The organism is Paraburkholderia sp. RL17-383-BIF-A, assembly GCF_046028015.1.
Lineage (GTDB): Bacteria > Pseudomonadota > Gammaproteobacteria > Burkholderiales > Burkholderiaceae > Paraburkholderia.
Genome location: NZ_JARESR010000047.1, coordinates 15256 through 40821, shown reverse-complemented (window position 1 = coordinate 40821; position 25566 = coordinate 15256). Strand labels below are relative to the sequence as shown.

23 protein-coding genes and 1 tRNA gene are annotated in these 25566 nt (G+C 64.9%); 10 read left to right on the top strand and 14 right to left on the bottom strand.

From position 1 onward, the window contains the following. Positions 1-14 precede the first annotated feature (14 nt). The 8 genes from infC to P0D71_RS33345 all read left to right on the top strand — a co-directional run bounded on the left by infC (position 15) and on the right by P0D71_RS33345 (position 6226). A complete protein-coding gene (infC, locus tag P0D71_RS33380; protein WP_074263967.1) occupies positions 15-539 on the top strand; it encodes a translation initiation factor IF-3 in 525 nt (174 codons plus the stop codon). Positions 540-791: 252 nt separating this feature from the next. After that, positions 792-989 carry a 50S ribosomal protein L35 gene (gene rpmI / locus P0D71_RS33375; protein WP_006052501.1) on the top strand — a complete coding sequence of 66 codons (198 nt, stop codon included), beginning with the start codon at positions 792-794 and terminating at the stop codon, positions 987-989. A 29-nt stretch (positions 990-1018) separates the two neighbouring features. Beyond that, positions 1019-1378 (top strand): 50S ribosomal protein L20, encoded by a 360-nt coding sequence (rplT, locus tag P0D71_RS33370; RefSeq protein WP_006052502.1) that lies wholly within the window; start codon positions 1019-1021, stop codon positions 1376-1378. Between the two features lie 157 nt (positions 1379-1535). After that, positions 1536-2549 (top strand): phenylalanine--tRNA ligase subunit alpha, encoded by a 1014-nt coding sequence (pheS, locus tag P0D71_RS33365; protein WP_007181117.1) that lies wholly within the window; start codon positions 1536-1538, stop codon positions 2547-2549. A gap of 155 nt (positions 2550-2704) precedes the next feature. Next, positions 2705-5140, top strand: a complete 2436-nt coding sequence (gene pheT / locus P0D71_RS33360; protein WP_408185792.1) for a phenylalanine--tRNA ligase subunit beta — start codon at positions 2705-2707, stop codon at positions 5138-5140. Positions 5141-5209: 69 nt separating this feature from the next. Then, positions 5210-5620: an integration host factor subunit alpha gene (locus tag P0D71_RS33355; RefSeq protein ID WP_091792687.1), complete on the top strand. Its 411-nt coding sequence runs from the start codon at positions 5210-5212 to the stop codon at positions 5618-5620. A 46-nt stretch (positions 5621-5666) separates the two neighbouring features. Beyond that, positions 5667-6086 carry a MerR family transcriptional regulator gene (locus P0D71_RS33350; RefSeq protein WP_091792688.1) on the top strand — a complete coding sequence of 140 codons (420 nt, stop codon included), beginning with the start codon at positions 5667-5669 and terminating at the stop codon, positions 6084-6086. 63 nt (positions 6087-6149) lie between these two features. After that, positions 6150-6226, top strand: a tRNA-Pro gene (locus P0D71_RS33345). A 140-nt stretch (positions 6227-6366) separates the two neighbouring features. Here the strand turns inward: P0D71_RS33345 and P0D71_RS33340 are convergent. The 3 genes from P0D71_RS33340 to P0D71_RS33330 all read right to left on the bottom strand — a co-directional run bounded on the left by P0D71_RS33340 (position 6367) and on the right by P0D71_RS33330 (position 13675). Then, the gene (locus P0D71_RS33340) at positions 6367-9651 is read right to left on the bottom strand and encodes an autotransporter (RefSeq protein WP_408483650.1); all 3285 of its coding nucleotides are present in this window, start codon (positions 9649-9651) and stop codon (positions 6367-6369) included. A gap of 81 nt (positions 9652-9732) precedes the next feature. After that, the gene (locus P0D71_RS33335) at positions 9733-12864 is read right to left on the bottom strand and encodes an ATP-binding protein (protein WP_408483649.1); all 3132 of its coding nucleotides are present in this window, start codon (positions 12862-12864) and stop codon (positions 9733-9735) included. A gap of 187 nt (positions 12865-13051) precedes the next feature. Further along, on the bottom strand, positions 13052-13675 hold the full coding sequence (locus tag P0D71_RS33330) for a GNAT family N-acetyltransferase (protein WP_408483648.1): 624 nt from the start codon (positions 13673-13675) through the stop codon (positions 13052-13054). 244 nt (positions 13676-13919) lie between these two features. On the opposite strand from P0D71_RS33330, the gene P0D71_RS33325 reads away from it, so the two are divergent. Then, on the top strand, positions 13920-14402 hold the full coding sequence (locus tag P0D71_RS33325; RefSeq protein ID WP_408483647.1) for a hypothetical protein: 483 nt from the start codon (positions 13920-13922) through the stop codon (positions 14400-14402). Positions 14403-14409: 7 nt separating this feature from the next. On the opposite strand, the gene P0D71_RS33320 is transcribed toward P0D71_RS33325, so the two are convergent. The 11 genes from P0D71_RS33320 to sctU form a co-directional block, all read right to left on the bottom strand. Next, complete coding sequence (locus P0D71_RS33320; protein ID WP_091792693.1) at positions 14410-14865, bottom strand: CesT family type III secretion system chaperone; 456 nt, start codon at positions 14863-14865, stop codon at positions 14410-14412. A gap of 174 nt (positions 14866-15039) precedes the next feature. Next, positions 15040-15207 carry a hypothetical protein gene (locus tag P0D71_RS33315; RefSeq protein ID WP_177204927.1) on the bottom strand — a complete coding sequence of 56 codons (168 nt, stop codon included), beginning with the start codon at positions 15205-15207 and terminating at the stop codon, positions 15040-15042. Between the two features lie 160 nt (positions 15208-15367). After that, positions 15368-15616 (bottom strand): type III secretion protein, encoded by a 249-nt coding sequence (locus P0D71_RS33310; protein ID WP_091792694.1) that lies wholly within the window; start codon positions 15614-15616, stop codon positions 15368-15370. A 41-nt stretch (positions 15617-15657) separates the two neighbouring features. Next, positions 15658-16929: a type III secretion protein gene (locus tag P0D71_RS33305; protein ID WP_408483646.1), complete on the bottom strand. Its 1272-nt coding sequence runs from the start codon at positions 16927-16929 to the stop codon at positions 15658-15660. Positions 16930-17082: 153 nt separating this feature from the next. After that, positions 17083-18168, bottom strand: a complete 1086-nt coding sequence (locus P0D71_RS33300; RefSeq protein ID WP_408483645.1) for a hypothetical protein — start codon at positions 18166-18168, stop codon at positions 17083-17085. 38 nt (positions 18169-18206) lie between these two features. After that, entirely contained in the window at positions 18207-18470 is a 264-nt protein-coding gene (sctS, locus tag P0D71_RS33295; RefSeq protein ID WP_091792697.1) for a type III secretion system export apparatus subunit SctS, read from the bottom strand. A gap of 59 nt (positions 18471-18529) precedes the next feature. Then, complete coding sequence (gene sctR, locus P0D71_RS33290) at positions 18530-19180, bottom strand: type III secretion system export apparatus subunit SctR (protein ID WP_091792698.1); 651 nt, start codon at positions 19178-19180, stop codon at positions 18530-18532. Further along, complete coding sequence (gene sctQ, locus P0D71_RS33285) at positions 19164-20642, bottom strand: type III secretion system cytoplasmic ring protein SctQ (RefSeq protein WP_408483644.1); 1479 nt, start codon at positions 20640-20642, stop codon at positions 19164-19166. The genes sctR and sctQ overlap by 17 nt, the downstream gene beginning before the upstream one ends. Further along, positions 20639-21367, bottom strand: a complete 729-nt coding sequence (sctP, locus tag P0D71_RS33280) for a type III secretion system protein SctP (RefSeq protein ID WP_091792700.1) — start codon at positions 21365-21367, stop codon at positions 20639-20641. The genes sctQ and sctP overlap by 4 nt, the downstream gene beginning before the upstream one ends. 10 nt (positions 21368-21377) lie before the next feature. Next, positions 21378-23483, bottom strand: coding sequence for a type III secretion system export apparatus subunit SctV (gene sctV / locus P0D71_RS33275; RefSeq protein ID WP_408483643.1), 2106 nt, complete (start codon positions 23481-23483; stop codon positions 21378-21380). An 11-nt stretch (positions 23484-23494) separates the two neighbouring features. Next, complete coding sequence (sctU, locus tag P0D71_RS33270; RefSeq protein ID WP_408483642.1) at positions 23495-24625, bottom strand: type III secretion system export apparatus subunit SctU; 1131 nt, start codon at positions 24623-24625, stop codon at positions 23495-23497. A gap of 303 nt (positions 24626-24928) precedes the next feature. Between sctU and P0D71_RS33265 the strand changes: the two genes are divergently transcribed. Further along, on the top strand, positions 24929-25531 hold the full coding sequence (locus tag P0D71_RS33265) for an HrpB1 family type III secretion system apparatus protein (RefSeq protein WP_408483641.1): 603 nt from the start codon (positions 24929-24931) through the stop codon (positions 25529-25531). Positions 25532-25566: the final 35 nt, after the last annotated feature.

The window sequence follows — 25566 nt, the reverse complement described above, 5'->3', positions numbered from 1 at the left end:
AGAGGAAACGTAACATCGCTACTGATAAGTCTGCGCACCGCATCAACGGTGAAATTACGGCACCCGAGGTGCGTCTGGTCGGCGTCGAGAACGAACCGCTCGGCATCGTGAAACTCGCCGATGCGTTCCGCATGTCGGAACAGCAAGACGTGGATCTGGTCGAAATCGCTCCGCAAGCGGTCCCGCCGGTTTGCCGCTTGATGGACTACGGCAAGTTCAAGTACTCGGAAGCGAAGAAGCAACACGAGGCCAAGCTGAAGCAGAAGATCGTCCAGGTCAAGGAAGTTAAATTCCGCCCGGGCACGGACGACGGCGATTACAACGTCAAGCTGCGCAACCTCATCCGCTTCCTCGACGACGGCGACAAGACGAAAATCACGTTGCGTTTCCGTGGCCGCGAAATGGCTCACCAGGAAATCGGTATGCGCATGCTCGAGCGCCTGCGCACGGACCTCGACGAAGTCGGTCAGGTCGAGCAGATGCCGAAAATGGAAGGGCGCCAGATGATCATGGTGCTCGCTCCGAAGAAAAAGAAGTAACCGGCTGAAGCAGCGGCACGCCATGTGGCGTGCGCTTCGGTTGTGAAAGATTTAAACGGTGCGGCACCGGGTGTCCGGTGCGGTATCGGCAGGTTTCGGAACGGCGCGTGTGCAAATCAATGCACGCCGCTTCCTGAAAAGCGGCTGCCGGCTGTTCAGGCGGTCTGCATACCAAGTGGAGTGGGTTTCGAAGGGCGGGTAATGGCCAACTGGCCGACCGCACACCCATATCCATCTAATAATGGAGTTGTCATGCCGAAGATGAAGACCAAGAAGAGTGCTGCAAAGCGCTTCGTGGTGCGTCCGGGCGGTACCGTCAAGCGCGGTCAAGCCTTCAAGCGCCACATTCTTACCAAGAAGACCACCAAGAACAAACGCCATCTGCGCGGTTCGACGGCAGTTCATGATTCCGATCTGAACTCCGTGCGCGCAATGCTGCCGTTCGCTTAACCCTTAACCGAAACTCATAGGAGCGAAACATGCCTCGAGTAAAACGTGGGGTTACCGCACGGGCCCGTCACAAGAAGATCATCAAGCTGGCCAAGGGTTACCGCGGCCGTCGCAATAACGTCTATCGCATCGCCAAGCAGGCGGTCATGCGCGCAGGCCAATACGCCTACCGCGATCGCCGCAACAAGAAGCGTGTGTTCCGTGCATTGTGGATCACGCGTATCAACGCGGCGGTGCGTCAGCACGACATGACGTACAGCGTGTTCATCAACGGCCTGAAGAAGGCTTCGATCGAACTCGACCGCAAGGTGCTGGCCGACATGGCTGTGTTCGACAAGGCTGCTTTTGCTGCGATCGTTCAGCAGGTGAAAGCCGCCGTTGCAGCCTGATTGCGCTTTGGGCAATTAAACTGCGTGGTTCGTTGCAGCGAACATCCGGTAGTCTCGGTGACGCTGCAGCAAAAACGGGGCTCCTCACCGAGCCCCGTTTTTGTTGGTAGAACCGGATTTGCTTCGATAGAACACTGACGTTGAAATGATGGGATCAATGGATCTGGACCAGATTGTCGCCGACGCGCAAAAAGCCTTCGCAGAAGCCTCCGACGTCACCACCCTCGAGAACGAGAAAGCCCGCTTTCTCGGCAAATCGGGTGCGCTGACCGAGCTATTGAAGGGCCTTGGCAAACTCGATCCCGAAACGCGCAAGACCGAAGGCGCACGGATCAACCTCGTCAAGCAACAAGTGGAAGCCGCGTTGACGGCCCGCCGTCAGGCGCTGGCCGACGCGCTGCTGAATCAGCGCCTTGCCGCTGAAGCCATCGACGTCACGCTGCCGGGCCGCGGCACCGGCGCAGGCAGTCTGCACCCGGTGATGCGCACGTGGGAGCGCGTCGAACAGATTTTCCGTACTATTGGCTTCGACGTGGCCGACGGCCCCGAAATCGAAACCGACTGGTACAACTTCACCTCGCTGAACAGCCCGGAAAATCATCCGGCGCGTTCCATGCAGGACACCTTCTACGTCGACGGCAAAGATGCCGACGGCCGCCAACTGCTGTTGCGCACGCACACCAGCCCGATGCAGGTTCGCTACGCGCGCACCAACACGCCGCCTATCAAGGTGATCGTGCCGGGCCGCACGTACCGTGTGGACAGCGACGCAACGCATTCGCCCATGTTCAACCAGGTCGAAGGCCTGTGGATCGACGAGAACATCAGCTTCGCGGATCTGAAGGGTGTCTACACCGACTTTCTCAAAAAATTCTTCGAGCGCGACGATATTCTCGTGCGTTTCCGTCCGTCGTATTTCCCGTTCACCGAACCGTCGGCCGAGATCGACATGTTGTTCGAAACGGGCAAGAACGCCGGCAAGTGGCTCGAAATTTCGGGCTCGGGCCAGGTTCACCCCACGGTGATCCGCAACATGGGCCTCGACCCGGAGCGTTACATCGGCTTTGCTTTCGGAAGCGGCCTCGAGCGGCTCACCATGTTGCGTTACGGCGTGCAAGACCTGCGTCTGTTCTTCGAAAACGACCTGCGTTTCCTGCGGCAATTCGCCTGAACCGCTCGGTCGAACGCGACAAGCATAGAGCGCGGCAATGCACGCAGTGCAAGCCGCCACAGCGTCCCCGGCAGGGCCCGATGAATCTCAGAACACCGAGTCACGCCAGCTGCTGCCGGACGTGGACCTAACCTGATCAGAACGTACACAGAACCATGCAATTCCCGGAATCCTGGCTGAGAACCTTTGTCGATCCGCAACTGACGACCGACGAACTGTCGCACGCGTTGACGATGGCGGGTCTCGAAGTCGAAGACCTGCGGCCGGCAGCGCCGCCGACCTCGAAGATCGTCGTCGGCCGGGTGCTGGAAGTCGTCAAACACCCGGACGCGGACAAGCTCAACGTGTGTCAGGTCGACGCCGGCACGGGCGCGACGCTGAACATCGTGTGCGGTGCGCCGAATGTGGCGCCGGGCATCAAGGTGCCGGTCGCGCTGGTCGGCGCGCAACTGCCGCCCGCTGAAGAGGGCGGCGCGCCGTTCGCGATCAAGCTCTCGAAGCTGCGCGGCGTGGAAAGCCAGGGCATGCTGTGCTCGGCACGCGAACTCAAGCTCTCGGAAGATCATAGCGGCCTGATGATCCTGCCGGAAGATACGCCGATCGGCCAGGACATCCGTGAAACCCTCAATCTCGACGACACCGTTTTTGAGATCAAGCTGACGCCGAACAAGGCGGATTGCCTCTCGGTATTCGGCGTGGCGCGCGAGACCTCGGCGATTACCGGTGCGCCGCTGCGCCCGCTCGTCATCAAACCGGTTGAAGTCAAGCTCAACGAGACGCTCCCCGTCAAAATCTCGGCGCCCGATCTGTGCGGCCGTTTCTCGGGGCGAGTCATTCGGGGCGTGAATGCCCGAGCCAAGTCGCCGCAATGGATGGTGGAGCGACTCGAGCGTTCGGGTCAGCGCAGCATTTCCGCACTCGTGGATATCTCGAACTACGTGATGCTCGAGTTGGGCCGTCCGTCGCATGTGTTCGACCTCGACAAGATCCACGGCGGCATGGATGTACGTTGGGGCCGCAAGGGCGAAACGCTCAAGCTGCTGAACGGCAACACGGTGGAGCTCGATGAAACCGTCGGCGTGATCGCGGACGAGCAGCACATCGAAAGTCTCGCGGGCATCATGGGCGGCGACAGCACCGCCGTCACGCTCGACACCACCAACATCTATCTCGAAGCCGCGTTCTGGTGGCCCGACAGCATTCGCGGTCGCTCGCGCAAATACAATTTCTCGACCGACGCCGGCCATCGCTTCGAGCGCGGCGTGGACTACGCGACTACCGTCGATCATATCGAACGCATCACGCAACTCATCCTCGACATCTGCGGCGGCGAAGCCGGCCCGGTCGATGATCAGATCGTCAACGTGCCGAAGCGCGAGCCCGTCACAATGCGCGTCTCGCGCGCGAATCGCATCATCGGCATCAAAATCGGCGCGGACGAAATCGCGCAGATTTTCACGCGCCTCGGCCTGTCGTTCGAGCAAGGTGAAGATACGTTCTCGGTGATGCCGCCGTCGTACCGTTTCGATATCGAGATCGAAGAAGACCTGATCGAAGAAGTCGCGCGTATTTACGGCTTCGAGAAAATTCCGGCGCGTCCGCCGGTCGCGACCAGCGAAATGCGCGCGACCAACGAAACGCAGCGGTCGATCCACGTGATCCGTCACGCGCTCGCCGCCCGCGATTACGCGGAGACGGTGAACTTCAGTTTCGTCGACGCCGAGTGGGAGCAGGACTTCGCCGGTAATGACAAGCCGGTACGTCTGCTGAATCCGATTGCAAGCCAGTTGTCGGTGATGCGCACTACGCTCTTCGGCAGCTTGATCCACGTGCTGCGCACGAACCTGAACCGTCGCGCGGCGGATCGCGTCCGCGTGTTCGAAGCCGGCCGCGTGTTCCTGCACGATCCGTCGATCAAGGCCGGTGAACTGACGGTTGAAGGCTTTGCACAGCCCAAGATGATCGGCGGCCTCGCGTACGGTCCTGCGCTCGACGAGCAGTGGGGCGCACCGACGCGCACGGTCGATTACTTCGACGTGAAGGGCGATCTGGAAGCCGTGCTGGCGCCGGCGGTCGCGCGTTTCGTCAAAGCGGAACATCCGGCATTGCATCCGGGACGCAGCGCGCGTATTGAATTGAATGGCCGCGCAGTCGGCTGGATTGGCGAATTGCATCCGCGCTGGATGCAGAAATATGATTTGCCGCATGCACCGATTCTGTTTGAAATCGAAGCAGAGGCGTTAATGCAGCGCGTATTGCCCACTCCGTCGGAAGTGTCTAAATTCCCGCCGGTGCGTCGTGATATTGCCGTGGTTGTCGATCAGAAAATCGAGGTTCAGGCACTGCTGGACGAGCTTCAGAATGCTCAGTCCGAGCCCGCCTGCAAGACGGTTCAGAAGGTTGCGCTTTTCGACGAATTCCGTCCAAAATCAAACACTTCCGGTGGCTTGGCTGCTCACGAGAAAAGCCTTGCGTTCCGTGTGACCTTGCAAGATACTGGCGGAACCCTTCAGGATGAAACGGTCGATCTGGCTATTCAAACTCTGGTGGAACGTCTTGCTCGAGTATATGGCGCACGGTTGCGCGGATAACCCGCATTTAACAATTGCACGGCTGTTTCCGCATCCATTGTTTTCTGCTTGGCGCGCCATTTGATAGATATGAATGAAATGAACTCGAGTGATTTCGAAGCCCTTCTTACGGCGCAACGCAGCGCCATGATTCGCGATATTCCGACATCACCCGCCGTCGCTTCTGCTGAAACGCCGACACTCACCAAGGCGGAACTCGCGGAGTTGCTGTTCGACAATGTCGGGCTCAACAAGCGGGAAGCGAAAGACATGGTCGAAGCGTTTTTCGAGGTGATCCGTGATGCGTTGGAGAGCGGCGACAGCGTGAAGCTGTCGGGGTTCGGCAACTTTCAGTTGCGTGACAAACCTCAGCGTCCCGGCAGAAACCCGAAGACCGGCGAGGCGATTCCGATCGCCGCGCGCCGCGTTGTGACGTTCCATGCAAGTCAAAAGCTGAAAGCGCTGGTCGAGAACGGCGCTGAAGCGAGCTTCACGCGCTGATCGATTAGCGCGTTCCCGCGCAACCCACCACGACGGCTAACTGACGATGACAGCGACGATCGAAAAAGTCGTCTTGCCTCCGATTCCGGCGAAGCGCTACTTCACGATTGGTGAGGTCAGCGAACTATGCGGTGTGAAACCGCATGTGTTGCGCTACTGGGAACAGGAGTTCACGCAGTTGAGGCCGGTCAAGCGGCGGGGCAATCGCCGGTACTATCAGCATCATGAGGTGCTGTTGATCCGGCGGATTCGTGAGTTGTTGTACGAGCAGGGCTTTACGATCAACGGGGCGCGCAACCGGCTCGAGTCACATGGCGGTGGCGCGCACGCTGCGCCGGCCAGTGTATTCGAGGAAGGCGAGGGCGCAACGTTGCCCGCGGCAACCACGGGTGCTGCCACGGCCTCGGTGGATGTCGAGCAGTTGCGTAAAGAATTGCTGCACGTGATCGATTTGCTGAGCCACTAATCGCCTTTGTTAGCAGAAGGCGGTTCTAATCGAATGAAGTGTCTGTTATAATTTTGTGCTGTTCGGGGCGTAGCGCAGCCTGGTAGCGTACCTGCATGGGGTGCAGGTGGTCGGAGGTTCAAATCCTCTCGCCCCGACCAAAGATCAAAGCCGCAGTGCCGTAAGGCACTGCGGCTTTTTCATTGGCCGGCGCCTAAAAAAGTCAAACGACCAGTCAAACGATCCCCAAGCGGCTCCGCGCCGCATGAGCTCGCGCAACGTAAAGCGAGCCATCGGCACCTCAACTATCCAGCCGATCCACCAGTGCAAACGGAATACTCTCAGCAAACAACTCACGGTCTCCCGTCGCGCTCGTTTGCGTATTCAACTGCAGCGCGAAATTCAAACCGGGACTTCGCGTGCTGGTGGTGCGCTCCTTGACCTTAAGCTCAATGGGCATCCACGAAGCTGGCTCGTTCAGAATGCCGTTCACCTTTTCATCGATCTCCGCACGTCCTGCAACCGCCTCGCCCGGCGGTAATTGCTTCGACATCGCCGCCAGCATGTCGAGTTGTTTCGCCGCGCTACGCCGCAATCGGTAGCGGTGAAAGTAAGTCTGGTTCGGTCGCCGGTTCGCCTTCACATCGCCAAGATGCCGGTCGAGCCGTTGTTCCGCCAGCGTGCGCGCCGGCGGTTGTTGCGGCTCGGGTCTGCCATTCAATCGCGCCTCCTGTCGTTCGCCTTCCTGTTCGGCGTTCACCTGCTCGGTGAACAGATCGACCCACTGGTCACGGCTCGCATCGAGCGCACGCGTGTAGGTTTCGGCGCTCGAGTATTCGGTGTCCAGTAAGCACGCGCGATGCATCAGCGAACCGTCTTCGCGAACCAGTTGCACTTTGGCGAGCCGGCTGTCGTCGTTGAACGTCATGGTCGCGGACGGCGCGTCGAGCGAGACGATGCCGACGCCCACGCTCGACTCTTTCGCGCCGACGGGCTGCGTCGCGCTGACGGTCCCGCTCAGCCGTCCGATCAGACGCGAGCCGGCGCCGACGCGATGTTGCTCGACCTGCACGCGCCCGCTTCGCTCGTTCGAATCGAGCGTCTGTCGTGCGGTTTTCTCGTAACCGATACCGACGTTGGCGCCGGCGCGAAACGGCGAACCGGTCTTCGGCACGCTGACGGAGAGGCCAAGATCGGCGGACGCGCCACGTTTGACGGTGCGCGCCACCGTGTCGGTCCAACTGATCGACACATCGGGATCATCGAAATAGCGTTCGGCGAGCCGGGCCCAGGTGCCGCGCGAGCCACCCGAGTTGGCGCCGTGCGCCTGGGTCGCTTCGTCGAAGACATGATCGATGATGCCTTCGAGTTTTTCGCGCATTGCATTGTCATCGTAGCCGGTGCCGTTCGGATTGACGCGACGTGCGACACGCAGCGACACGCCGCTCGGCTCAGACAATTCCTGCGAGTGCAGCACGGCCTGGGTGGTCAGTCCGGCGCGCAACTGGGTCAAGCCGACGTCCATGTCGTAGCCCACCAGCACGCCGACCCCGGCATGCCGCACCTGCGTTTTCGCGGTGCCGACGAACATCTCGACGCCGTGCGTGCCACGGCTCAACTCGACCACCGCTTCACGGCTCTTCGACGCGCGCAGATCGACACGTGGTGCGATCGGCACGCCGCCGGTGTGCAGCACCTTGCTGAGATTCGCCGACAACCCGCGCGTGCTCACACCGATACGGCGGCCGTCGGTAAGACGCAGACGCGAGCTCGATTGCAGATCGTGCGCCACGTCCTTCAGCGTTTGCCGGACCGCGGCGACGCTGTCCGCATCGGCAGCCGGCGCAGGCGGCCGCGCCTGGTCCTTCAGTTTCGATACGTGGGCCCAGAACGGCGAATCGGCAGGCACCTTCGCGACCTTGCCCCACGCGGCGAGCCGCTCCAGAGTGAACGGTTGTTTCGCGATCGACCGGAACGGCTTGCTGCGCGCCAGCGTATGCGGATCGGCGTTGGCCCAGCGCGTCGTCTCGTTTTGCAGGCGCGCGAGCGTGGCGGGCGAGCCGACGTCGCGCGCTTGCAATTCGGCGCACAGCTGTTGCGCGCGTTCGGTGACCTCGTGCAACTGATCGGCGTCGAGCTTCCCACTCGGAAAGCCGCCCGCTTCGAGCCAGACATGCAGCGCCGCGAGTTCGGCAATCGACTGTTCCGGGCGCGCGTGCGAAAGCGCGGCCGCGGCGCGCATCTCGGGCCGCTCGCACAGCGGCGGCAACGACTCACGCAAGGCCTCTTCGAACTTGCCCTGCTCAGTGCCGATGGTCTTGCGCGGCACGCCTTGCGTGCCGAAGCGCAGTGCCGACAATGGCGAGCTGCGTTTGCCGGCGAGCCGCGGCAAGAACGTCTTCCAACGGTTTTCGCCGACGCGGTCGATCGTCTTCGCTGAGAATTTGTTCAGACGTTCGCGCGCCTGTGACAGCTCGCTGCCGCGTCCGTCTTCCCGAAAATTCTGACGCCATGCGAAGAACGCGCCTTTCTGGTCCGCGCTCAGCGCGCCGCGGCCTTGCGTGGCCAGTGTGGACGCTGCGTCGTAAGCCTGCCACGCGAGCGGGGTGTCATGCGTCAGCGTGGCGGCCACGGGCGCCGAGCGCGCGGCGACCGCGGCGGGCGCGGGGTCCCGCGCCGGGCCTGCGCCGTATAGAGGCGGATCGAGCGCGTCGGCGGCTTGCAGCATCATCCGCTGGGCGAGTTGTGTCGACGCATCGCCGGGCGGCGCCTGTCCGTGATGGCGCAACTGGTTCAGCGCGTCGAAACCGGCGTCGGTGCGCGCCAGCGTGCGCGCGACTCGCCATGCGCCGGCTTCGGCCGGCGTGGTCGAGCGGGCCGTGTGCATCTGCGCGAAGTCGAGCTGTTCGAGTGCATCGAGCACCGCGTTGGCGCTGTGCGCATCGCCGATCTGCGCGCCGTGTAACGCTTGCGCGAGCAATGCGCCGCGTTGCGTCTGTGTGGCGGCATGCGGGCCGCTCAACGCGGCCAGCCGATGCGCAAGCTCGCCCTGCGCGAGCAGGTCGTGGTCAGGGCCCGGCAATTGACGGCCCACGTAGTCGCTCAGCGCGGCCGCGCCGCCCGTCGCGTCGAGCGGGACCGTGGCTGCGGCGTTTGCGTTGGCATGCTCCGCAGCGAGGCTCGCCGCCGGGGATGACGAAGACCGCGCGGTCTTGCCAAGCGCCTGGCGCATTTCCCGTTCGCTCCTGGCCAGCGGAGTCCCGGCCGCGTTCGACGCCACCACCGGTTTGGCCGAATAGCGCGCGCCATTCGCGGTGAAATCGGCCGGCGCAAATGGCTTGCCGTGCTGGCTCGATTGCGAGAGCGCCGTGCTGATATCGAACTTGCTCGCGCGCAGCCGCGCGCCGGCACGCGAGAGCTTGTTGCTGAACCTGCCCAGCAGCGTTTCGTCGACTAGCGGCCGCCCCTGAGGCGCACCCATGTCTGGCAAGGCGGATGCGCCGCCATGCTGATGAACGGGCGCTTCAGTCGCTTCGGCATCGGGTGTGGGGATCGGGTGCGGCGGTACTGCGTGGATGTCGGACATGGCGCGTGAGGTTCAACGAGCGGCAGTTGAACTCACGGTACGAAGCGCATGTGACACCCCCAGGCAGGGTGCGAAGCGAAGTCATCTTGCGCGAAGCAGCCCCTCGGACGCGGATGCATCGAGCGCTTCGAGATCGACGGTGATGCGCAGTTCGAGCCGTCGTGCGCCGTGGTGCCGGGCGCGCCGCAGCGCGTCTTCGAGCAGCGGCCTGACCACCCGTGGATTTTCGCCGCCGCGCAGACGCACCATCGCAATCAGACGCAGCAGTTCCGGCACGTACCAGAGCTCGCCGGTGCGCTCGCTGCGGCCGACCGCTTCACCGAGTGTCGCACCGAGGGATGCCGCCAATTCAGGTTCGTCTTGCAGCGCGATGCGCGGCAGCAGTGTGGCGATAAAGGCGATATCGGGCACATAGATGCGTTCGCGCGCAATCCGCTTCATCGCGCCGGTAATCAGCCGCCGCGAGGCGTCCTGATCGCCGCGCCGGGCGTCGAGCCAAAGTTGAAAGTCGAGGCCGAGACGCAGCCAGCGTTTGACGCCGGCCGCTCGCGCTCGCGTCACCAGCGCCGCCGCGCAGGACTCGGTGAGCGCAATGTCGTCGTCGAGTGCGGCAAGCGCGCAGGCGAGCCCGAGCGCGATGCAGCCCGCGAGCGGTTCGCTCTCGTCGGCGGGATCGCGGATCGTGACGCGCGGGGGCGCGGCCATATGCGGTTGACCGACCAGCCACAGCGCGACGGCGTGAATCGCCCGCGCCACGAGATGCAGCGACAGCCCATAACTGGTGGCCACCGCATTGGCCTCGCGGCTGACGTCTTCGTCGATCTCGGCGGCGGCTTCGTCGTTGAGCCCGACAACCGGCGCGAGCAGGCGGATCGCGGTATCGAACTCACCCGCATACGCCTTGACGATGCCTTCGATGCGCTGCGCGTTGATGCTCACCGCCTGGCTGTGTGTCACCGGCGCAATTTCGCTGAATTCGCCGGAGAGGCGCCGGCAATGTTCGACTTCGCCGGCGTCGAGCGCGCACATCACGAGGCAGAACAGCGCACGCAGGCGGTACGGCGTGTCGGCGCAGATATTGGCGAGCTCGTAGGTGCGCTGCCAACTCTCGACGATCTCGTTCGACGCGCTGCGCTTGAGCATCAGCGCGCGCGCGAGCACGGCGCGCAGGCGCATCTCGTCGCGGATACGGCGCATCGACACACTGTCCACGCGCGCCAGCACCGCGCGCACCCAGCCGATATATTCGTCGACGAGCGCGAGCGCACCCCACATCGGCGCCGTGTTGTCGAGCAACTCGATGCACAGTTCCACCTTGTCGACCGAGACGGCCCATTCGAGCGCCGCGCGCAGCGCGTCGATATCGTGGCGGCTATGCGCGCTGGCCACCGCGACACCCGCGCCGAAGCGGCGCGCCATGTCACGGGCGACGAACTGCGCGTGGTGCAGATCGGCCTCGGCGCTTTCGCGGTTCCGCTCGAGAGCGTCGAGCGCAAAGCGGCGCACGGCGGGCGGCAGGCGCAGCCGCAAGGCACCGTCGCAGTCGACCGTATTCACGAGACCCGCATCCATCAGTGTGTGAAGCTGACGTTCCAGCAGGCGCGGCTCGGGAGGCCCGAAGCCGTAGTCGCTGCCGAACGCGCCGAGCATTTCGCAGGCGGCGTCGTGCGAGAACGCGGTGGCGAAAATACCGAGCCGGCGCAGCATGGTGCGGGTCGGGGCGTCGAGCGCGGCGTACGACAGGTCGAGCATCACGTGAACGATCGCTGCGCGCGGCAGCACGATGCGGCGGCCGCCGCTGCGATGCGTCATCACCGTATCGAGTTCGCGCGCGAACGCCATGATCGCGTCTTCCGGCGGCACGCCTGCGCGCACCTGTCCGGCGATCGTCGCCGCAGCGAGTTCGAGCGCGAACGGCACGCCATCGACCCGCCGGCAAATCAGCGCGGCCGCCGCCAAGGTGGCCGGCGCGATGCTGTCCGCTTCGGGCAGCGGTGCATGCAAAGCGGCCGGCTTCAGACAGTGCGCGAGCCGCGTGAAGAGCAAACGCAGCGCGTCGTAGTCGAGCGTGGCGGGCGTGCCGTCGATCTGCTCGGGCGGCGCGCGCAACGCGGCCACCGGCACGGCCGTTTCGCCGCCGATGAAAAGCGGCGACTCGCAGGTGGCGATTACATGCAAGCCGCCTGTGTTTGCCACCAGAGTATCGATGAGCTCGGCCGCCGCTTCGCTCAGATGGTCGCAGTGATCGACGATCAGGAGCATGCGGCGCTCACCGATCTGTGCGGCCAGGTTGGCCGGCATCGACAACTCGCTATCCGGCTCCAGGCCGACGGCCGCACCGATCGCGTTCGCAATGCGGTCGGGCTGTGCGAGCGAGGCAAGCGCCGCACAAAAATCACCGTCCGGAAAATGTGGCGCGAGGCGGCTCGCTGCTTCGATCGCGAGGCGCGTTTTGCCGACGCCGGACGCCCCGGTCAGCGTGACGATGCGGCGCGTGGGCACCAGTGCGAGCAATTCGGACAACTCGGCATGACGGCCGATAAACGGCGACGGGTCGATGATCTGCGAGCGCAGCGACGTGACGGCGCTGGTCGGCAGCAACGCCGGAAATGCGGAAGCCGGCGGTGCGGCCGCGGCGGCCAGGCTCGATGCGGCGGTGACCGGCGTGAGCCGCGCGGAGGTAGCGGCTTTGGCATAGCCGGGACGCGCGGAGGCAGAACTGGCGCCACGCCACGTCGCGCTATAGGACGCCACGTGCTGCGAACCGAACGTGAGTTCCGCCGAGATCGGCGGGCTGGCCGCGGCGGTCGCCGCGAACGCGGTGGCGAGCGACGCGGCAATGCTGCCGGCATTCGCCACCGGAAGGTCGAGTCCGGCGTCGGGCGTTTCGAGTACGCGGATTTCACCCGCAAAGCGGTAACCGCGGCCGGCCACGGTCACGATCAGATCGCGGTCGTCGTCGAGCGCGCGGCGGATCGCGGAGATTTGCGCCTGCACCGTGTTCGCGTCGACATTGCTGCCCGGCCAGACGATTTCGCGCAACTCGGCGGTCGACACCACGCGGCCGCGCGCCTCGAGCAGGGCAGCGAGCATCGCGAACGGGCGCGCGCCGAGTTCGATGACGGCGCCGTCCGAAATCAGCAGGCCCACTTCGCGCGCGAGCCAGAATCGCGAAAAGGCGATCACCTGACCGGTGAGTCGCGGTAGCGACATGATGGGTCTCCGGCGTAGTTGTGTTTCGGTCCACCGGCGAGGGGTACTCGCGAGGCACGCATAACGAAAGACCGCGGTGCGGTATTCGTCAGACCTTTGTATTATCGCTCGGGAAGTGAACAATTGCTTGTGTAGCGGACACTTCTTCATTCCGGCTCGGGCTGCACGTCGGCGCGGATCGACTCCGTCAGGCGTCCGCGAGATCCCACTGCATCGTGTTGCGCAGCCACGCGACGCCTTCGCTGGGTGGCTCCGGCGGCACCGCTGCGGGGCGCGTCAAGGCGTAAAGATAGCTATGAGCGGCGGCGAGGCCGCGGTTCGGCCGCGGCTCGTGATTGGTCAATATCGCTTCCTGAACGAAACCGAGGCGCTCCATCGAGCTATGCGCGGCGCCATCCACGGCGCAGCAGGCGAAGACGCGGTACACGCCGGGTTGTTCGATCAGCCAGTCGATCAGTTCCTGCAACGCGAGTATGCCTGCCCGGCGGCGTCGAGCGCCGCCATGCCGGCTGATGATCACACCGATCTCCACGCGCGGCAGCGTCGGCTTCAATTCGATCAGCGCGGTCAGCCGACCGGTTTCCTTGCATTCGAGCGCGTAGCGGATCAGGCTGCCGTCCTCCCAGCCGCGCAGCGCCTCGTCGACGAATTCGACGGTCTGCGCCACGCCGGTATGGCGCAGCACCGGCAGGTCGCGCATCGTGCCGGCGTCGCCGAGCATCTGATCGAACAGGGCGGGGGCATCGGCGAGGGTGAGCGGGCGCAGCCGCAGATAAGGCGTTTCCATGCTGTCGAGCGGGATGAAGCGCATGAGTCGGACTCCGAATGAGCGGCGAACCCGCGCAGTGTGCGGCCCGCGTGTGACTTGCGCACGACGGGCCGCGAACCGGCGTAAGGGGGTGCGAAGCTGTCTCCGGCTTCGCTTCGGTACACACCGGTTCGCACTGTGGCCGCGAGTGTCGTACACCGGCTGTAAGGTCGAACAGAATGCCTGTTCGACGTCCCGTCCCGCGCTTCGTCACTGCAGCGCGCATTGCTATCAGGAGCCTCGCACCATGCCGGATTCCCCGTCGATTTCACGCTCGAGCACCATGCTGCCGCTCTCCAACGTCGGCACCCAGTCGTCGCCTGACAGCGGCGGCCGCCCACCTGTCGATGGGCAGGCGCATGCCAGTCAGCAGGCGAATGCAAGTCTCAGCCAGCTGGCCGCCAACGGCAGCGGCGAGGCAAGCGGCAAGCGCAAGGGCGCTTCTTTCGCGGCGAACAGCTCTTCAGCGGCGGCCCGGCCTGCGGTGCCTCAGCAAGGTGTCGGCGCGATGCCGGGCGTCGGGCCAGGCAGCTCCGGCCGCTTTGGCGCGTTGGCGCAAGGCGGGCTGGCGCAGGGCGCGGCGAACGTGGCGACCAACACCACCGGTCTGGCCTCGGCAGGGTTGAACGTGCTGGGCGGCGTGATGCAACTGGAGCAGGCGGCGGTCAACCAGATCGCGGAGCTGTTGAAGCAGGGCGCGCGCAATATCGAAGAAGCGTCGAAGGGCTAAGGCGGCCTTAGGCCCGCAGCCAGAAAAACTCCCCGGAAGCGATGCCTTCAAACATCTCGTCGCTCGATTCAACGATGTTCTGCCGCCAGTAGCGGCCATGCTCCGCGTAGTGGGCGAGCAGATCGGCGAGCCCTTCGCCGTTCAGACCGTCGGCGAACGGCAAGCGCAGGACCAGCACCACGCCGCCCGTGTCCGTATCCAGACCCAATTGCGCCTGGTCCTGCGCATAGATCAGCAGGTTGGCTTCGAGCATGAGCCGGAAGATGACGAGCGTGCGCCCGGCCGTCACCGTGCCGAAATGAAAATTCGCATACATCGCGTCGAGGTCGCGCTCGAAATAGTCGAGCCGCACGTCGAAGCCTTCGACCTCGATCGACCGTGTGCGCAGCACATGCTCCGCGTCGCCGAGACCGACGGTCGCGCACAGGTCCATGATCAGACTGGTGTAACGCTCGCTGCTCATCCTCGTACCTTGACTGGGCGATGCGCGCGGGGTTCGGCGCGCCGCGGACGCGAGCCGCGTGCCGCTTGCGGCGAATGCCGGGAACGTTGCAAATAGGACGGCCGTATCCCGCGCGAAGCGGGATCGGCCGTGTGCGGACCGCCGCCAACGGCGAGCGGCCCGTAGCTGCGATGCCTAGCTGCCGCGCGACGCATCCTTGACGTTGTTTGCGCCGCTCTTTGCGACGTTCGCCACCGATGCATACATGCTTTGCTCGACTTGCATCTGGGCGGACATCATCGTCATCTGGTCCATTTCCTGCGTGAGACCAGCCATCATTCCGCCTGCGCTTCCTACTGACATAAAAACCTCCAGTGACTATGGGTAGAGAGTGAGTGGCCTGTATCGAGACCTGCCGCCGCGCCGGTTGCTCGTGAGAGCAGGCCGCCGCGGCAAGCGCGTTGCCCGCGGAGCCCGGTGCGAGATGCGCACGAGACTCGCGGTGAGCGGTCGCGTCGCCTGATCAGGCGTGCGCGCCGGCCTGTTTTTCCTGCAGCCGCGCGATCACCCGCGACGCAGCGAGAAAGCCGCGGTAGAGCTTCGCCAGATTGTTGCGATCGAGGTCGGTTGCGCCCTGGATTTCGCTGATGCGCTGCGCGGTTGCGTCGAGCGCCTGACGGATCGCTTCCACCTTCGGCGCGCCGTCCGGATCGGCGAGCGTCTTCTGCAAGTCGTTGAATTCGCTGGCGTGGGCTTCGAGTTGCTCGTACATGTCGATCTCCAGATTGAACGGGGCGGTGTGCGGATGTTGAATCAGCTGGACGGACCGCGCGGCTGCGCAGGTGGCAGCGTGGCGGGGTCGGGTAGCGGCACGACGCCGGCCGCGCTGCGGGTGACGGTGTCGTTGTCGACGACCGAGGGGTTGGCCGGGCTGATCCGATGCGATGGGGTCGCCGCGGCTGCCGCGTGCGCGGCTTGCGGGTTGCCGTTCGCGTCTGTATTGCCGTTGCCATTGCCATTGGTAAGCGCCGCGCCGCTTGCGCCCCCCGTAGCCGAAGCCGCGTTCGCCGAGTTCGCCGCATCGCTTTCCGATGCCGGCGGATCGACCGCGTAGATATGCTTGACGCCGTCCGGCGTCTGCGCGTACCGGACGTCGTCGGAGGAAATCATTTCGGAGTACGACGCTGGGGTCGTATTGCCCGCGGCGACGTTAGCGTTCTCGGCGGCCTCGACCACCACGTTCTTCACGTTTGCGTCGAGATCCGCGCGCACGCGCGCCAGCGCGGCGTCGAGATCGGCCCGGCTGCTGACGGCGCCGGTCACCGCGAAGTTGCCGTCGCCGAGATAGCGAACGTGAGCGCCGGCAACGCCGAGCGAATCCTCGATGCTGCGTGCGTCGTTCTGCGCGACGTCGTAATTGCGTGAGATGCCCGTCGTCGAAATGCGCGCGAGCAGGTTGCGTACGGCGTCGTCGTCCGCGGGGCTCGTCACCATGCCGGTCACCACGACGGTGCTGCCGACCGCGTGCGCCTGCAAACCGCTCACATGGGCCGCGGCCAATGCCTCGCTGACGCGCTGCGCGCGGTCGTCGGCATTGCGCGGCAGGGCGGCGCGGCTCATCTGCGTGGTGGTCAGCAGCGAACCGGCGATGATCACGATGCCGAGCACGAAGCACGCCACCACGGCGCCCACATAACGGCGGCGTTTTTTGCGCTCGGCCGCGAAGCGCGCTTCGGCGGGGCGGGTCAGCAGCATCGACAGCAGATCGAGATCGGACGGCCACACGGCATCGTCCGCCCCGACGCACAGGATCATGTCGTCGAATTGCATCGGCACGAAGTCCACCAGCAGCACCACTTCTTCGGCGCCGGCCGGCTGCGCGTCCGCCGTGCCCGGCGCCTGCGCCAATGCCACGCGTTGCGCGCTGACCACGCCGCTCGCGTCGACGTGCAGCAGCGCATCCGCGCCCCGCCAGTCGGTGAGGCGGATGTCGGCGTCGTCGTCGGCGCCGACACGGTGCGTGCCCGGCGTGAGCTGCAAATGCGCTCCCGCGTGAACGCCCGTCAGTATCCGCAGCAGTTTCATCGTGCTCGCACAAGGTGGGTGGGTGGACCGCCGGGGCGCGCGCGGCGCACGGCGCGAGCGGCCCGATCGACCTTAATGTAGCTGCCCGTCATGGCATGTCCCGCAGCGGATGCGAAGGCGCCGCATGGGATGCGAAGCCGCGCGGCAAACCGCCTAACGGCTGCCGCCGGGAAAGGCGCGGCGCGCGCCGGGTGGTGACGATGGCGAGGTCGAGGTCGAGATTGGATACGGCTGCGCCGCGCCGGGTGCTGCCGCATGGCCGCTTGTTGCCGCGGCCGGCTGCGCCGTGCCGGAATCGAGCGCACCCGGGGAGGTTCCAGGCGTTTGCGCCGCCCCCGGCCCCGCCGACCGGCCGAGCGCGCCACCCCGCAGCGCGCACAACGTGTCGATCGAGCGGGCGAGTTGCGGCGCATTGGACGGTTTGTCGGCATGCAGCCATAACAACGGAAACAGCAGGTTGAAACGCTGCACCCGTTCCGGCGGCGGCAGTTGGGTAACACTCTGGCGAGCACCCCCGGATACCGGGCCGCCGGCGCGCTCACGCAACGCGGCCACACCGCACCCGGCCCCCGGTTGTGACGCCGCAATGCTGCCGATTTTCTGCTGCACGCCAAGCAGGTCGATCGCCTGTTCCAGCACGCACGCGTCTAGCGGTATCTGTGGATTGCCGGCCAACTGCTCGCGCAGGTTCAACATATCGGTGCGCCACGCGTCGCGCACCGCCGCGGCGCGCGCTATTTCCTGGCCCGGCTGCGCGTACTGCGCAGCGATCGCGTCGAGCCGGCCGGGCGGCGGAGGCGGCACTGCGCCGCGGTCGCCGCGCGCCTTGATCGCGGGCGCCGCGCCGGCATCATGCTCGTCGCCGTGATCGCCTTGTGAATGATTTCCGCCGCCGCCACGCCCGCCGCCGTCGCGGTTGACCTTCTGGCCCTCGGCATGATGCGCTTCGGCGTCGTCCGGGCCGTCGTCGTCGAGCGCGGCGCTGTTGCCGCGCTGTTTCTTCGCGGCGCGCCGCTTGCGCGCCAGCTGATCCGCCATTCTCTTTGCGCGGACCGAGCTCACCGACGGACCACGCTGGGCGTCGCTGCCATAAGTGAAATTGGTGGTGCCGCGATAGAGCGCCGCGAACTGCGCACCGTTGCGCGCACCTTGCGCGTTGGCGGCTTTCTGCTGCGCCTGGGCGACGTGCTGCGCCTGGGCCGCGGCCGTCTCGCTGCCTTGATGAGAGATGCGGCTCATGTCGATCGCCTCGCGGGTGGGTCAGGCTGTGCGCCGCTTTACAGCGGCACGGCCGCCTGCATCATTTCGTTGGCGAAATGCAGAATCGCCGCGCACGACAGCGGTGCGGCGACCACGATCGCCACCGTCACCGCGATCAGCTTGACCGCGTGCGACAGCGTCTGGTCCTGCATCGACGTGATCGCCTGCAGGAACGACACGCCTAGCCCGACCACCGCCGCGACGATCACCGCCGGCAGCGAAACGGTCAGGCACAGCAGCATGCCCTCGGTGGTGAACCGGATCAGCGAATCGATTTCCATGTGAGTTTTCCTACGGGTTTTCCGGCTGATTGTCCTGATGCGTGACTTCGGAAACTGCGCTACCTGTAGGACATCACGAGACCGTGGATCAACGTCGACCAGCCGTCCATCACGACGAACAGCAGCAGCTTGAATGGAATCGCGACGTTGGTTGGCGTGACCTGATTGAGGCCCATCGCGAGCAGCACGTTGGCAATGATCAGATCGATGACGATAAACGCGATGTACAACAGAAAGCCGATCTTGAACGCGTCGGTCATTTCCGTCAGCGTGAAGGCGGGCGCGAGCACGATCAGATCGTCTTCCTTGATCTGCGCGGCTTCGTCCTTCGGCCACACTACGGAAGCGGAGCGCAGGAAGAAGCGTTTTTCGCGCTCGTTCGTGTGCTTGACGAGGAACGCGCGGAACGGCTCGCGTGCCGCGCCGAACGCCTGGATCAGCGCCTGCGAAGGCTGCGCCGCGAGCTGCTGGCCTTCGAGCGATTTTTCGGCGAGCATGCCTATCGGTGCCATCACGTAGATGGAGACCAGGATCGCAATGCCGTTGAGCACCATGTTCGGCGGCACTTGCTGCACGCCGAGCGCATTGCGCAGCAGCCCCAGCACCACGACGATCTTCGCGTAAGACGTGACGACCATGGCAACGAAGGGCAGCAGGCTGATCGCGACGACGACCAGCAGCAGCCCGGTGATATCACTGAATTGGACCATGCCTGTGCGCCATGCGAATGATGCGGATACCGAGATGCTCGCCGACCGTCACCAGCTCGCCATAGCCGATGGTCTGTCCGTGCGCGACGAGCCGCAACTGGGCGTCCGCCACGGGCACGGGCAGCTCGAGCACATAGCCGGGGCCGAGCGTCGACAATTGGGCGAGCGGTAGCGCCACCGTGTCGATCTCGAACTGCACCGGCAGTTCGAGTTCGCCGATCCGAATGGGATCGGCGGGGTCGTCGATGGCGAGCCCGGCGTCGGCGCTCGCCGGGTCCAGCTCTTCTGACATGTTCGGCTCCTTGACGATGACGAGCGACGGCCCGTCGATTTCCACAGCGGCACACAAACGGGTGAGCCCAGGGGTTCCCCACGCGGCGACGGCACGAGGCCGCGCATGGGAAGCAGATAAGTCGTTCGAGGCATCGAGCAGCGTTGCATCGAGCGAAGGGAAGGTGGCGCGCAGCAGCACGTCGCCCGGTTCCAGCGCGTTCAGCGTGTCGACGGGCAAGCGCTTGAGCCCGAGAATCAGGCAGCCGGGGACGGCGAGGTCGAAGGCGGTTCGGGTTGCCTGAGCGAAGGATGCGGAGGTTTCGACCGATGTGCATGACGCGCCCGAAACATCCGCGGCGGGCACCACGGCGGATGGCGCCAAAGCAGTGGGTTCGGCACGCAATAGCCGGTCGAGCAGGTCGTAGCACGCGGGATCGGCGCTGAGCGCGATCCGATGGCGGCGTTCATCGAGTGCGAATGAAAGCGCCACGACAGGCGAAACGTCCGAAGCCTCGCCCGTTGGCCTGCGCGTCGAAATCGCGTCGCTCAGGTGGCCACGGCGAACCGCTATGACGCGTGGATCCCTGAAGCCCACGCGGATCAATCGCTCGAACAGCGGTTCCAGCACGACGCCGGCGACCGCGTGGCGCAACGCGACGTCGGTGGGCGGCTTCTCTGCATGTGCGTCGCTGTCCGGCCACGCGGCGATGGCGAGCGCCGGATAGGCGTGCAGGTCGAGGGCCACGCGCACGGCGACGGCGGATATGGCGTTCTGAGGCGCGAACGTCAGTTCGATGACGCCGGGGTCCGCATAAGCCGCATCGACGCTGTGTGTATCGACCAAGGCCGCTTGCCATTCGGTGACGCCGAGCGCCGCATGCAGATATCCTGTGACGCGCGCATCGCAAAGCGTGCGTGTCACGCGAGCGGCGGCGGGCGTGACCGCAGGCAAACGCAGCGGCGCGATTGGCGCGACTGGCGCGACAGATGCGATGGGTGCGATCGAAGCGACCGGCGCCACAAAAGCGACCGATGCAACCGATGCAACCGGCGCTCCGGTAACCCCCACGTCACCCGCAATACGTGCCATGTCCGCTTCCCGCACACGCGCGGCATGCGGATCGGTCGCGGCTTCGTCTTCGGTTGTCGGCTCGTCGAGCGGATAGGCCATGCGTAGGGAATCTGTCACCAGACCGTGAGTTCGATTTCGCGGGCTTCACCCCACGCGCGCAGCAACGTGTCGAGTTCTCGTTCGAGCAGTGCGCTGTGTTCCAAGAGTAGTTGCCTCGTCGCCGTATCCGGCGTGTCGAACCGAAGCTGCAGACTGAAACGCGAAAGCGTCAGATACAGCGTGGTCTGCGGCAGCAGTGTCTGATCGAGCGGCAACTGCACTTCCCAGTTGCCGGCTTCGGCAATCGAAGGATCGCCGCAGAACGCGCCGATCTCCCGCGCAAGCGAGCCGAGCAGTTGCACGAAGCGCTGCTGCTGCCGGTAGACGGCGGTCACGACCGGCGCCGCGGCATCGGTGACGCGCGCGCCGATCGCCAGACGCTCGGGCGAGGGCATGCCAGCCGCGCCTGAAGAATCCGCGTGAGCGCCGCAGGCGACGTTCGCGGAAGCGTCCGCGGCCGCATCGCCGCCGCTGTGCGCGAACGGGCGCGGTGCGGGCGGAGCAGTCGCCTGCGCGCCGACTTCGAGGGCGTCGTCGTCACCGCCTTGCGAGCCTGCATGCGCATCGGTATTCGCCTTGCCGGTGAGCCGCTGCAATGCACGCCGCCGTCCGAGCAGCGACGCATAGTCGAAACCCCGTCCACCCGGCCGACGCGAGCCCATGGATGCGTCGGTTTCATCGGGCGTTTCACTGTCCACCTCGCCGGGAATCACGCGCACGTGGCGCGAAACGATATGCGTCATGGCGACGGCCTCAGATCGACACGCGGCCGAGCGGCTGCAATTCGACGTGCTCGCCGAGTTCCTGATACGAATACACCGCGAGCCAGCCGAGCCGCGCCTCGATCATGCGCCGCACGTAACGGCGAATATCCATCGACGTCACCAGCGCCACCCCTTCGCGCGGCGCGGCGCCGACGAAGGACTGGATCTTGTCGATCAGCAAGGTGGCTTCGTCGGGCGGCAAGGCGAGGAAATTGCCGGTCGGCGTCTGCTTGATCGACTGACGGATATGCTGCTCCACCGGCATGTCGAACAGCACCGCCGACAAGGTTCGCGCGCCGCTCGCGGCACGATGCGCGAGAAAACGCGAGAGATCGCCGCGCACGTATTCTGTGAGCATCAGCATGTCCTTCTCTTTCGGTCCCCACGCGATCAGACTCTCCATGATCGTGCGGACATTGCGGATCGAGATCTGCTCTTCGAGCAGGCGGCGCAGCACGTCGGCGATCCGTTGCGGCGGCAGCACCTTCTGCACTTCGGCAACGAGGCCCGGATAGTCGCCCGCCAGCTGATCGAGAATCCACTGCACTTCCTGAATGCCGAGAAAGAGCGGCGCGTGGCGCCGCATCAGCGCCACCGACGCATGCGCGAGGGCCTGTTCCGCGCGCCATACCGGTGTTTTGGGCGGCACCGCGCGCTCTTCGAGCCAGCGCGTCGGCGTGCCGCTCGTGTCGAGCGGCGGTCCCGGTTCGCTTTGAGCGATGAGCGCGTCCATGGCCCGGCTTTCTTCGCTCGTGAGCGTGACGGGTGCGGCCGAATGCGCGAGCAGGCCGGCTTCGGGCAACATCACTTTGCCGGCGGGGAGTTCGAGCGTGAGTTGCGGCACATCGTGCACGAGGATCTGGCAGGTGGAGGGCGGCAGCGCGGCATAGGTCCACATGGTGATGCCTGGAAACGGCAGGCCGAGTTCTTCCTGCAAGCGCGCGCGTTCGGTTTCGAACGACTTGTCGAGTGCCGGCATGGTCAGCCGGGCGACCAGGTCCGGCGCGATGCGAACGCCGAGCGGGCAGGTGAACTGCGGTGCGCGCGCGAGAATCGCGGGCACGTCGATCTTCGAACCCGAGCGTTGCATGGCGTGCAGCGATTCGCGTTCGTGGTTCTGCTGCTGCGGCTTCTTTGCGTTCAGGCGCCATGCGGTGAAGGCGAGTGTGCCGGCGAGCAGCAGGAAGAGCGCAGCGGGAAAGCCGGGCACCGCGGCAAAGCCCAGCAGCAGTACGGCTGCGAAATACAGCGCGCGCGAACTGGAACCGAGCTGGCGGCCGATCTCGTCGCCGAGCGAGCCGGGCTTGAGCTGCCGTTCATCCGCGACGCGCGTGATCATCACGCCGGCCGCCACCGACAACAACAGTGATGGAATCTGCGACACCATCGCATCGCCGACCGAGAGAATCGAAAAGCGATTCGCCGCTTCGCCCGCGCTCATGTTGTGATAGGCCACACCTACCGCGATCCCCGCGACGATATTGATCATCGTGATGATCAATCCGGCGATCGCATCGCCTTTGACGAACTTCATCGCCCCGTCCATGCCGCCGTGCAGCTGGCTTTCGACGGCGAGCGTCGCGCGTTTGCGGCGCGCTTCTTCCGCGGTCAGCAGATTGGCGCGCAGGTCGGCGTCGATACTCATCTGCTTGCCCGGCAGCGCGTCGAGCGTGAAGCGCGCGCCGACTTCGGCGACCCGCTCCGAACCCTTCGCGATCACGATGAATTGCACCGTGGTGATGATGACGAACACCACCAGCCCGACCACCAGATTGCCGCCCACCACCAGTTCGCCGAAGCTCTCGATGATATGGCCGGCCTCCGCATGCAACAGAATCGACTTGGTCGACGCGATGTTCAGCGACAGCCGGTACAGCGTGGTGAACAGCAGCAGCGAAGGAAATGCCGAGAGCGACACCACGTCCGGCACATACATGGTCACCATCAGCAAGGTCACGCTGATCGTGATATTCACGCCGAGCAGAATGTCGATCAGCGTCGGCGGCAGGGGCAGGATCATCAGCGAAATGATCGCGACGATCAGCGCCACGATGCCGATTTCACCGCCGGCAGGAAGTTTCAGCGTCTTCAGCATGGTGGGTCTCGTCAGTGGAGGGCGGGCGGCGGACCGGGCAGGTGCGTTGCGGAGGGATCGGCAGGCGCTGCGGCGTCAACGGCCGGCTCGCCCGACGCGCGGCGCGCGCCGATCGCATCGACCCAGCGCAGAATCGCCGCGACCGTCTCGAACAATTCTTCGGGAATCGGCTGATCGACGCCGACCTTGTACAGCGCCCGCGCAACAGGCGGATTGCCGATGATCGGCACGCCCGCGTCGCGAGCCGCACGGCGCAACTCGGCGGCGTGCTCGTCCATGCCTTTGGCGATCACGCGCGGCAGCGGATGTTCGTCGGGCGCGTAGCGCACGGCCACCGAATAGTGAGTGGGATTGACCACCATCATGTTGGCCATGCCGACTTTCGATTGCGGCGGCGCATTCAGCATTTCGCGCGCGAGGCGCCGCCGTTCGCCCTTGATGCGCGGATCGCCTTCCTGATTCTTGTGCTCGCGTTTGACCTCGTCTTTCGACATCTTCATCTTCTTGAGGAACATGAAGCTTTGCAGCTTGACGTCGGCGGCGCCGACCAGCACGAATACGGCCGCGGCAACCATGAAGAGCTTGATCAGCAGGTCCCAGAACATGCGCGCGAGTTCCGGCAGGGGCTGATACAGCGAGCCGACGATCAGTGGAAAAAGCCACTTGATGGTTTGCCACATCACGCAGAACACGATCACCGCCTTGACGATCATCTTCGCGCACTCGATCAGCGTGCGAACCGAGAAAATCCGCTTGAGGCCCGCCATCGGGCTGACGGCCTTCGGATCGGGCGTGATCGGTTTGGTGGCGATCTGCATGCCGACCTGGCCGATCGAACCGGCGATCGCGGCGAGCGCCGCAATGCAGATGCACGGCACGATCGCCGACAGCGCGAGGCCGCCGATCCTGTAGAACTGCGTCTGCAGATTGGTCAGAGAATGATCGCCGTTCACGAAGCCCGTGGCGATCAGCACCGCTTCGCGCATCGCATCGCTGAAGTGGCTCGCGCCGGCCATCAGCAACAACACGACCGCCGACATCGAGATCGAATCGGTCAAGTCGCTGCTGCGGGACACCTGACCGTCCTTACGCGCGTCCCGCAGCTTTTTCTGGGTTGGCTGTTCGGTCTTTTCGTCGCTCATGTCGGCTCGGGCGCAATGGGAAGAAGGGCGTGGGCGGGCGGGGCAGGCGGCGGGTTCACGCATCGAGCGCGAGGCAGGCGCCGCTTATTCCGCCTGACGATAGCGCCCGCTGTCTTCGCGCGAGCCCGTCGAAGCGAAGCGGGCGCGCGCATTACGAAGCGGGCGTCCGGCTTCGCATCGCATGCGCTCACTTCGCATCCGGCGGCTTGCCGCCGCGTGCCGGTTGCTATGTTTGCGTCATCCCTTCCGACCGGCTGCAAACGGCCCGGTCGACCTCAACGCTTCTGTCAGGAGCCCCTCGCCATGACCGTCAGCACGCCGGAATATCTGAACTGCAGCCCCGATATCGTCGGCGGCCTGATCGAAACCGTGTCGACCGCGTTGCTCAGCAATTTCCCGAAGGTGTCGGCCGACCCGTACGACATCGAACTCGTGCTCGATGCGCTGCGTGTGTTGCGTCCGCGGGTTGCCGAGATCGACACGCTCGACGGCATTTTGCATATGGTGCGCGGCCACTGGGACGACGCTATCCACGTGCTGCGCCAGGTCGGCGAGAACGCGCCGCGCTTCGGCTACGCCAAGGCGCTGCTCGCGTTCTGTCTCTCCGCAAAGGGCGACCCCGACTGGAAGCAATGCGCGAGCGAAGCCATGGAAAACAATCCGACACGCGACACGCAATCGCTGGTTCGCGCGCTCGAAGCGCGCGAAGACCTGCTCAACGCAATGAAGGTGAAGCGCGCCGGCGGCCAGTTCGTCACGCCGAAATCCGTGGAGGCGCTGGCGGAGTTCGACGCGCAAACGGCCGGGCATGTCGAGTCCGAAATCCAGCCGGCCGCTCAGTCCGCGCCGGTCTCGCCCGCGCCGGTCACTGCCGATTACGCGCACCAGTCCTTCCTGCGCGCCTGATTTTCGCCGCCAGGCCGCGACTGGTTTTTCCACCT

What these genes read in the sequence shown, in the direction of transcription:
- rpmI (WP_006052501.1), top strand. Translation starts at nt 792, where the DNA reads ATGCCGAAGATGAAGACCAAGAAGAGTGCTGCAAAGCGCTTCGTGGTG.
- rplT (WP_006052502.1), top strand. Translation starts at nt 1,019, where the DNA reads ATGCCTCGAGTAAAACGTGGGGTTACCGCACGGGCCCGTCACAAGAAG.
- pheS (WP_007181117.1), top strand. Translation starts at nt 1,536, where the DNA reads ATGGATCTGGACCAGATTGTCGCCGACGCGCAAAAAGCCTTCGCAGAA.
- pheT (WP_408185792.1), top strand. Translation starts at nt 2,705, where the DNA reads ATGCAATTCCCGGAATCCTGGCTGAGAACCTTTGTCGATCCGCAACTG.
- P0D71_RS33355 (WP_091792687.1), top strand. Translation starts at nt 5,210, where the DNA reads ATGAATGAAATGAACTCGAGTGATTTCGAAGCCCTTCTTACGGCGCAA.
- P0D71_RS33350 (WP_091792688.1), top strand. Translation starts at nt 5,667, where the DNA reads ATGACAGCGACGATCGAAAAAGTCGTCTTGCCTCCGATTCCGGCGAAG.
- P0D71_RS33340 (WP_408483650.1), bottom strand. Translation starts at nt 9,651, where the DNA reads ATGTCCGACATCCACGCAGTACCGCCGCACCCGATCCCCACACCCGAT.
- P0D71_RS33335 (WP_408483649.1), bottom strand. Translation starts at nt 12,864, where the DNA reads ATGTCGCTACCGCGACTCACCGGTCAGGTGATCGCCTTTTCGCGATTC.
- P0D71_RS33330 (WP_408483648.1), bottom strand. Translation starts at nt 13,675, where the DNA reads ATGCGCTTCATCCCGCTCGACAGCATGGAAACGCCTTATCTGCGGCTG.
- P0D71_RS33325 (WP_408483647.1), top strand. Translation starts at nt 13,920, where the DNA reads ATGCCGGATTCCCCGTCGATTTCACGCTCGAGCACCATGCTGCCGCTC.
- P0D71_RS33320 (WP_091792693.1), bottom strand. Translation starts at nt 14,865, where the DNA reads ATGAGCAGCGAGCGTTACACCAGTCTGATCATGGACCTGTGCGCGACC.
- P0D71_RS33315 (WP_177204927.1), bottom strand. Translation starts at nt 15,207, where the DNA reads ATGTCAGTAGGAAGCGCAGGCGGAATGATGGCTGGTCTCACGCAGGAA.
- P0D71_RS33310 (WP_091792694.1), bottom strand. Translation starts at nt 15,616, where the DNA reads ATGTACGAGCAACTCGAAGCCCACGCCAGCGAATTCAACGACTTGCAG.
- P0D71_RS33305 (WP_408483646.1), bottom strand. Translation starts at nt 16,929, where the DNA reads ATGAAACTGCTGCGGATACTGACGGGCGTTCACGCGGGAGCGCATTTG.
- P0D71_RS33300 (WP_408483645.1), bottom strand. Translation starts at nt 18,168, where the DNA reads ATGAGCCGCATCTCTCATCAAGGCAGCGAGACGGCCGCGGCCCAGGCG.
- sctS (WP_091792697.1), bottom strand. Translation starts at nt 18,470, where the DNA reads ATGGAAATCGATTCGCTGATCCGGTTCACCACCGAGGGCATGCTGCTG.
- sctR (WP_091792698.1), bottom strand. Translation starts at nt 19,180, where the DNA reads ATGGTCCAATTCAGTGATATCACCGGGCTGCTGCTGGTCGTCGTCGCG.
- sctP (WP_091792700.1), bottom strand. Translation starts at nt 21,367, where the DNA reads ATGACGCATATCGTTTCGCGCCACGTGCGCGTGATTCCCGGCGAGGTG.
- sctV (WP_408483643.1), bottom strand. Translation starts at nt 23,483, where the DNA reads ATGCTGAAGACGCTGAAACTTCCTGCCGGCGGTGAAATCGGCATCGTG.
- sctU (WP_408483642.1), bottom strand. Translation starts at nt 24,625, where the DNA reads ATGAGCGACGAAAAGACCGAACAGCCAACCCAGAAAAAGCTGCGGGAC.
- P0D71_RS33265 (WP_408483641.1), top strand. Translation starts at nt 24,929, where the DNA reads ATGACCGTCAGCACGCCGGAATATCTGAACTGCAGCCCCGATATCGTC.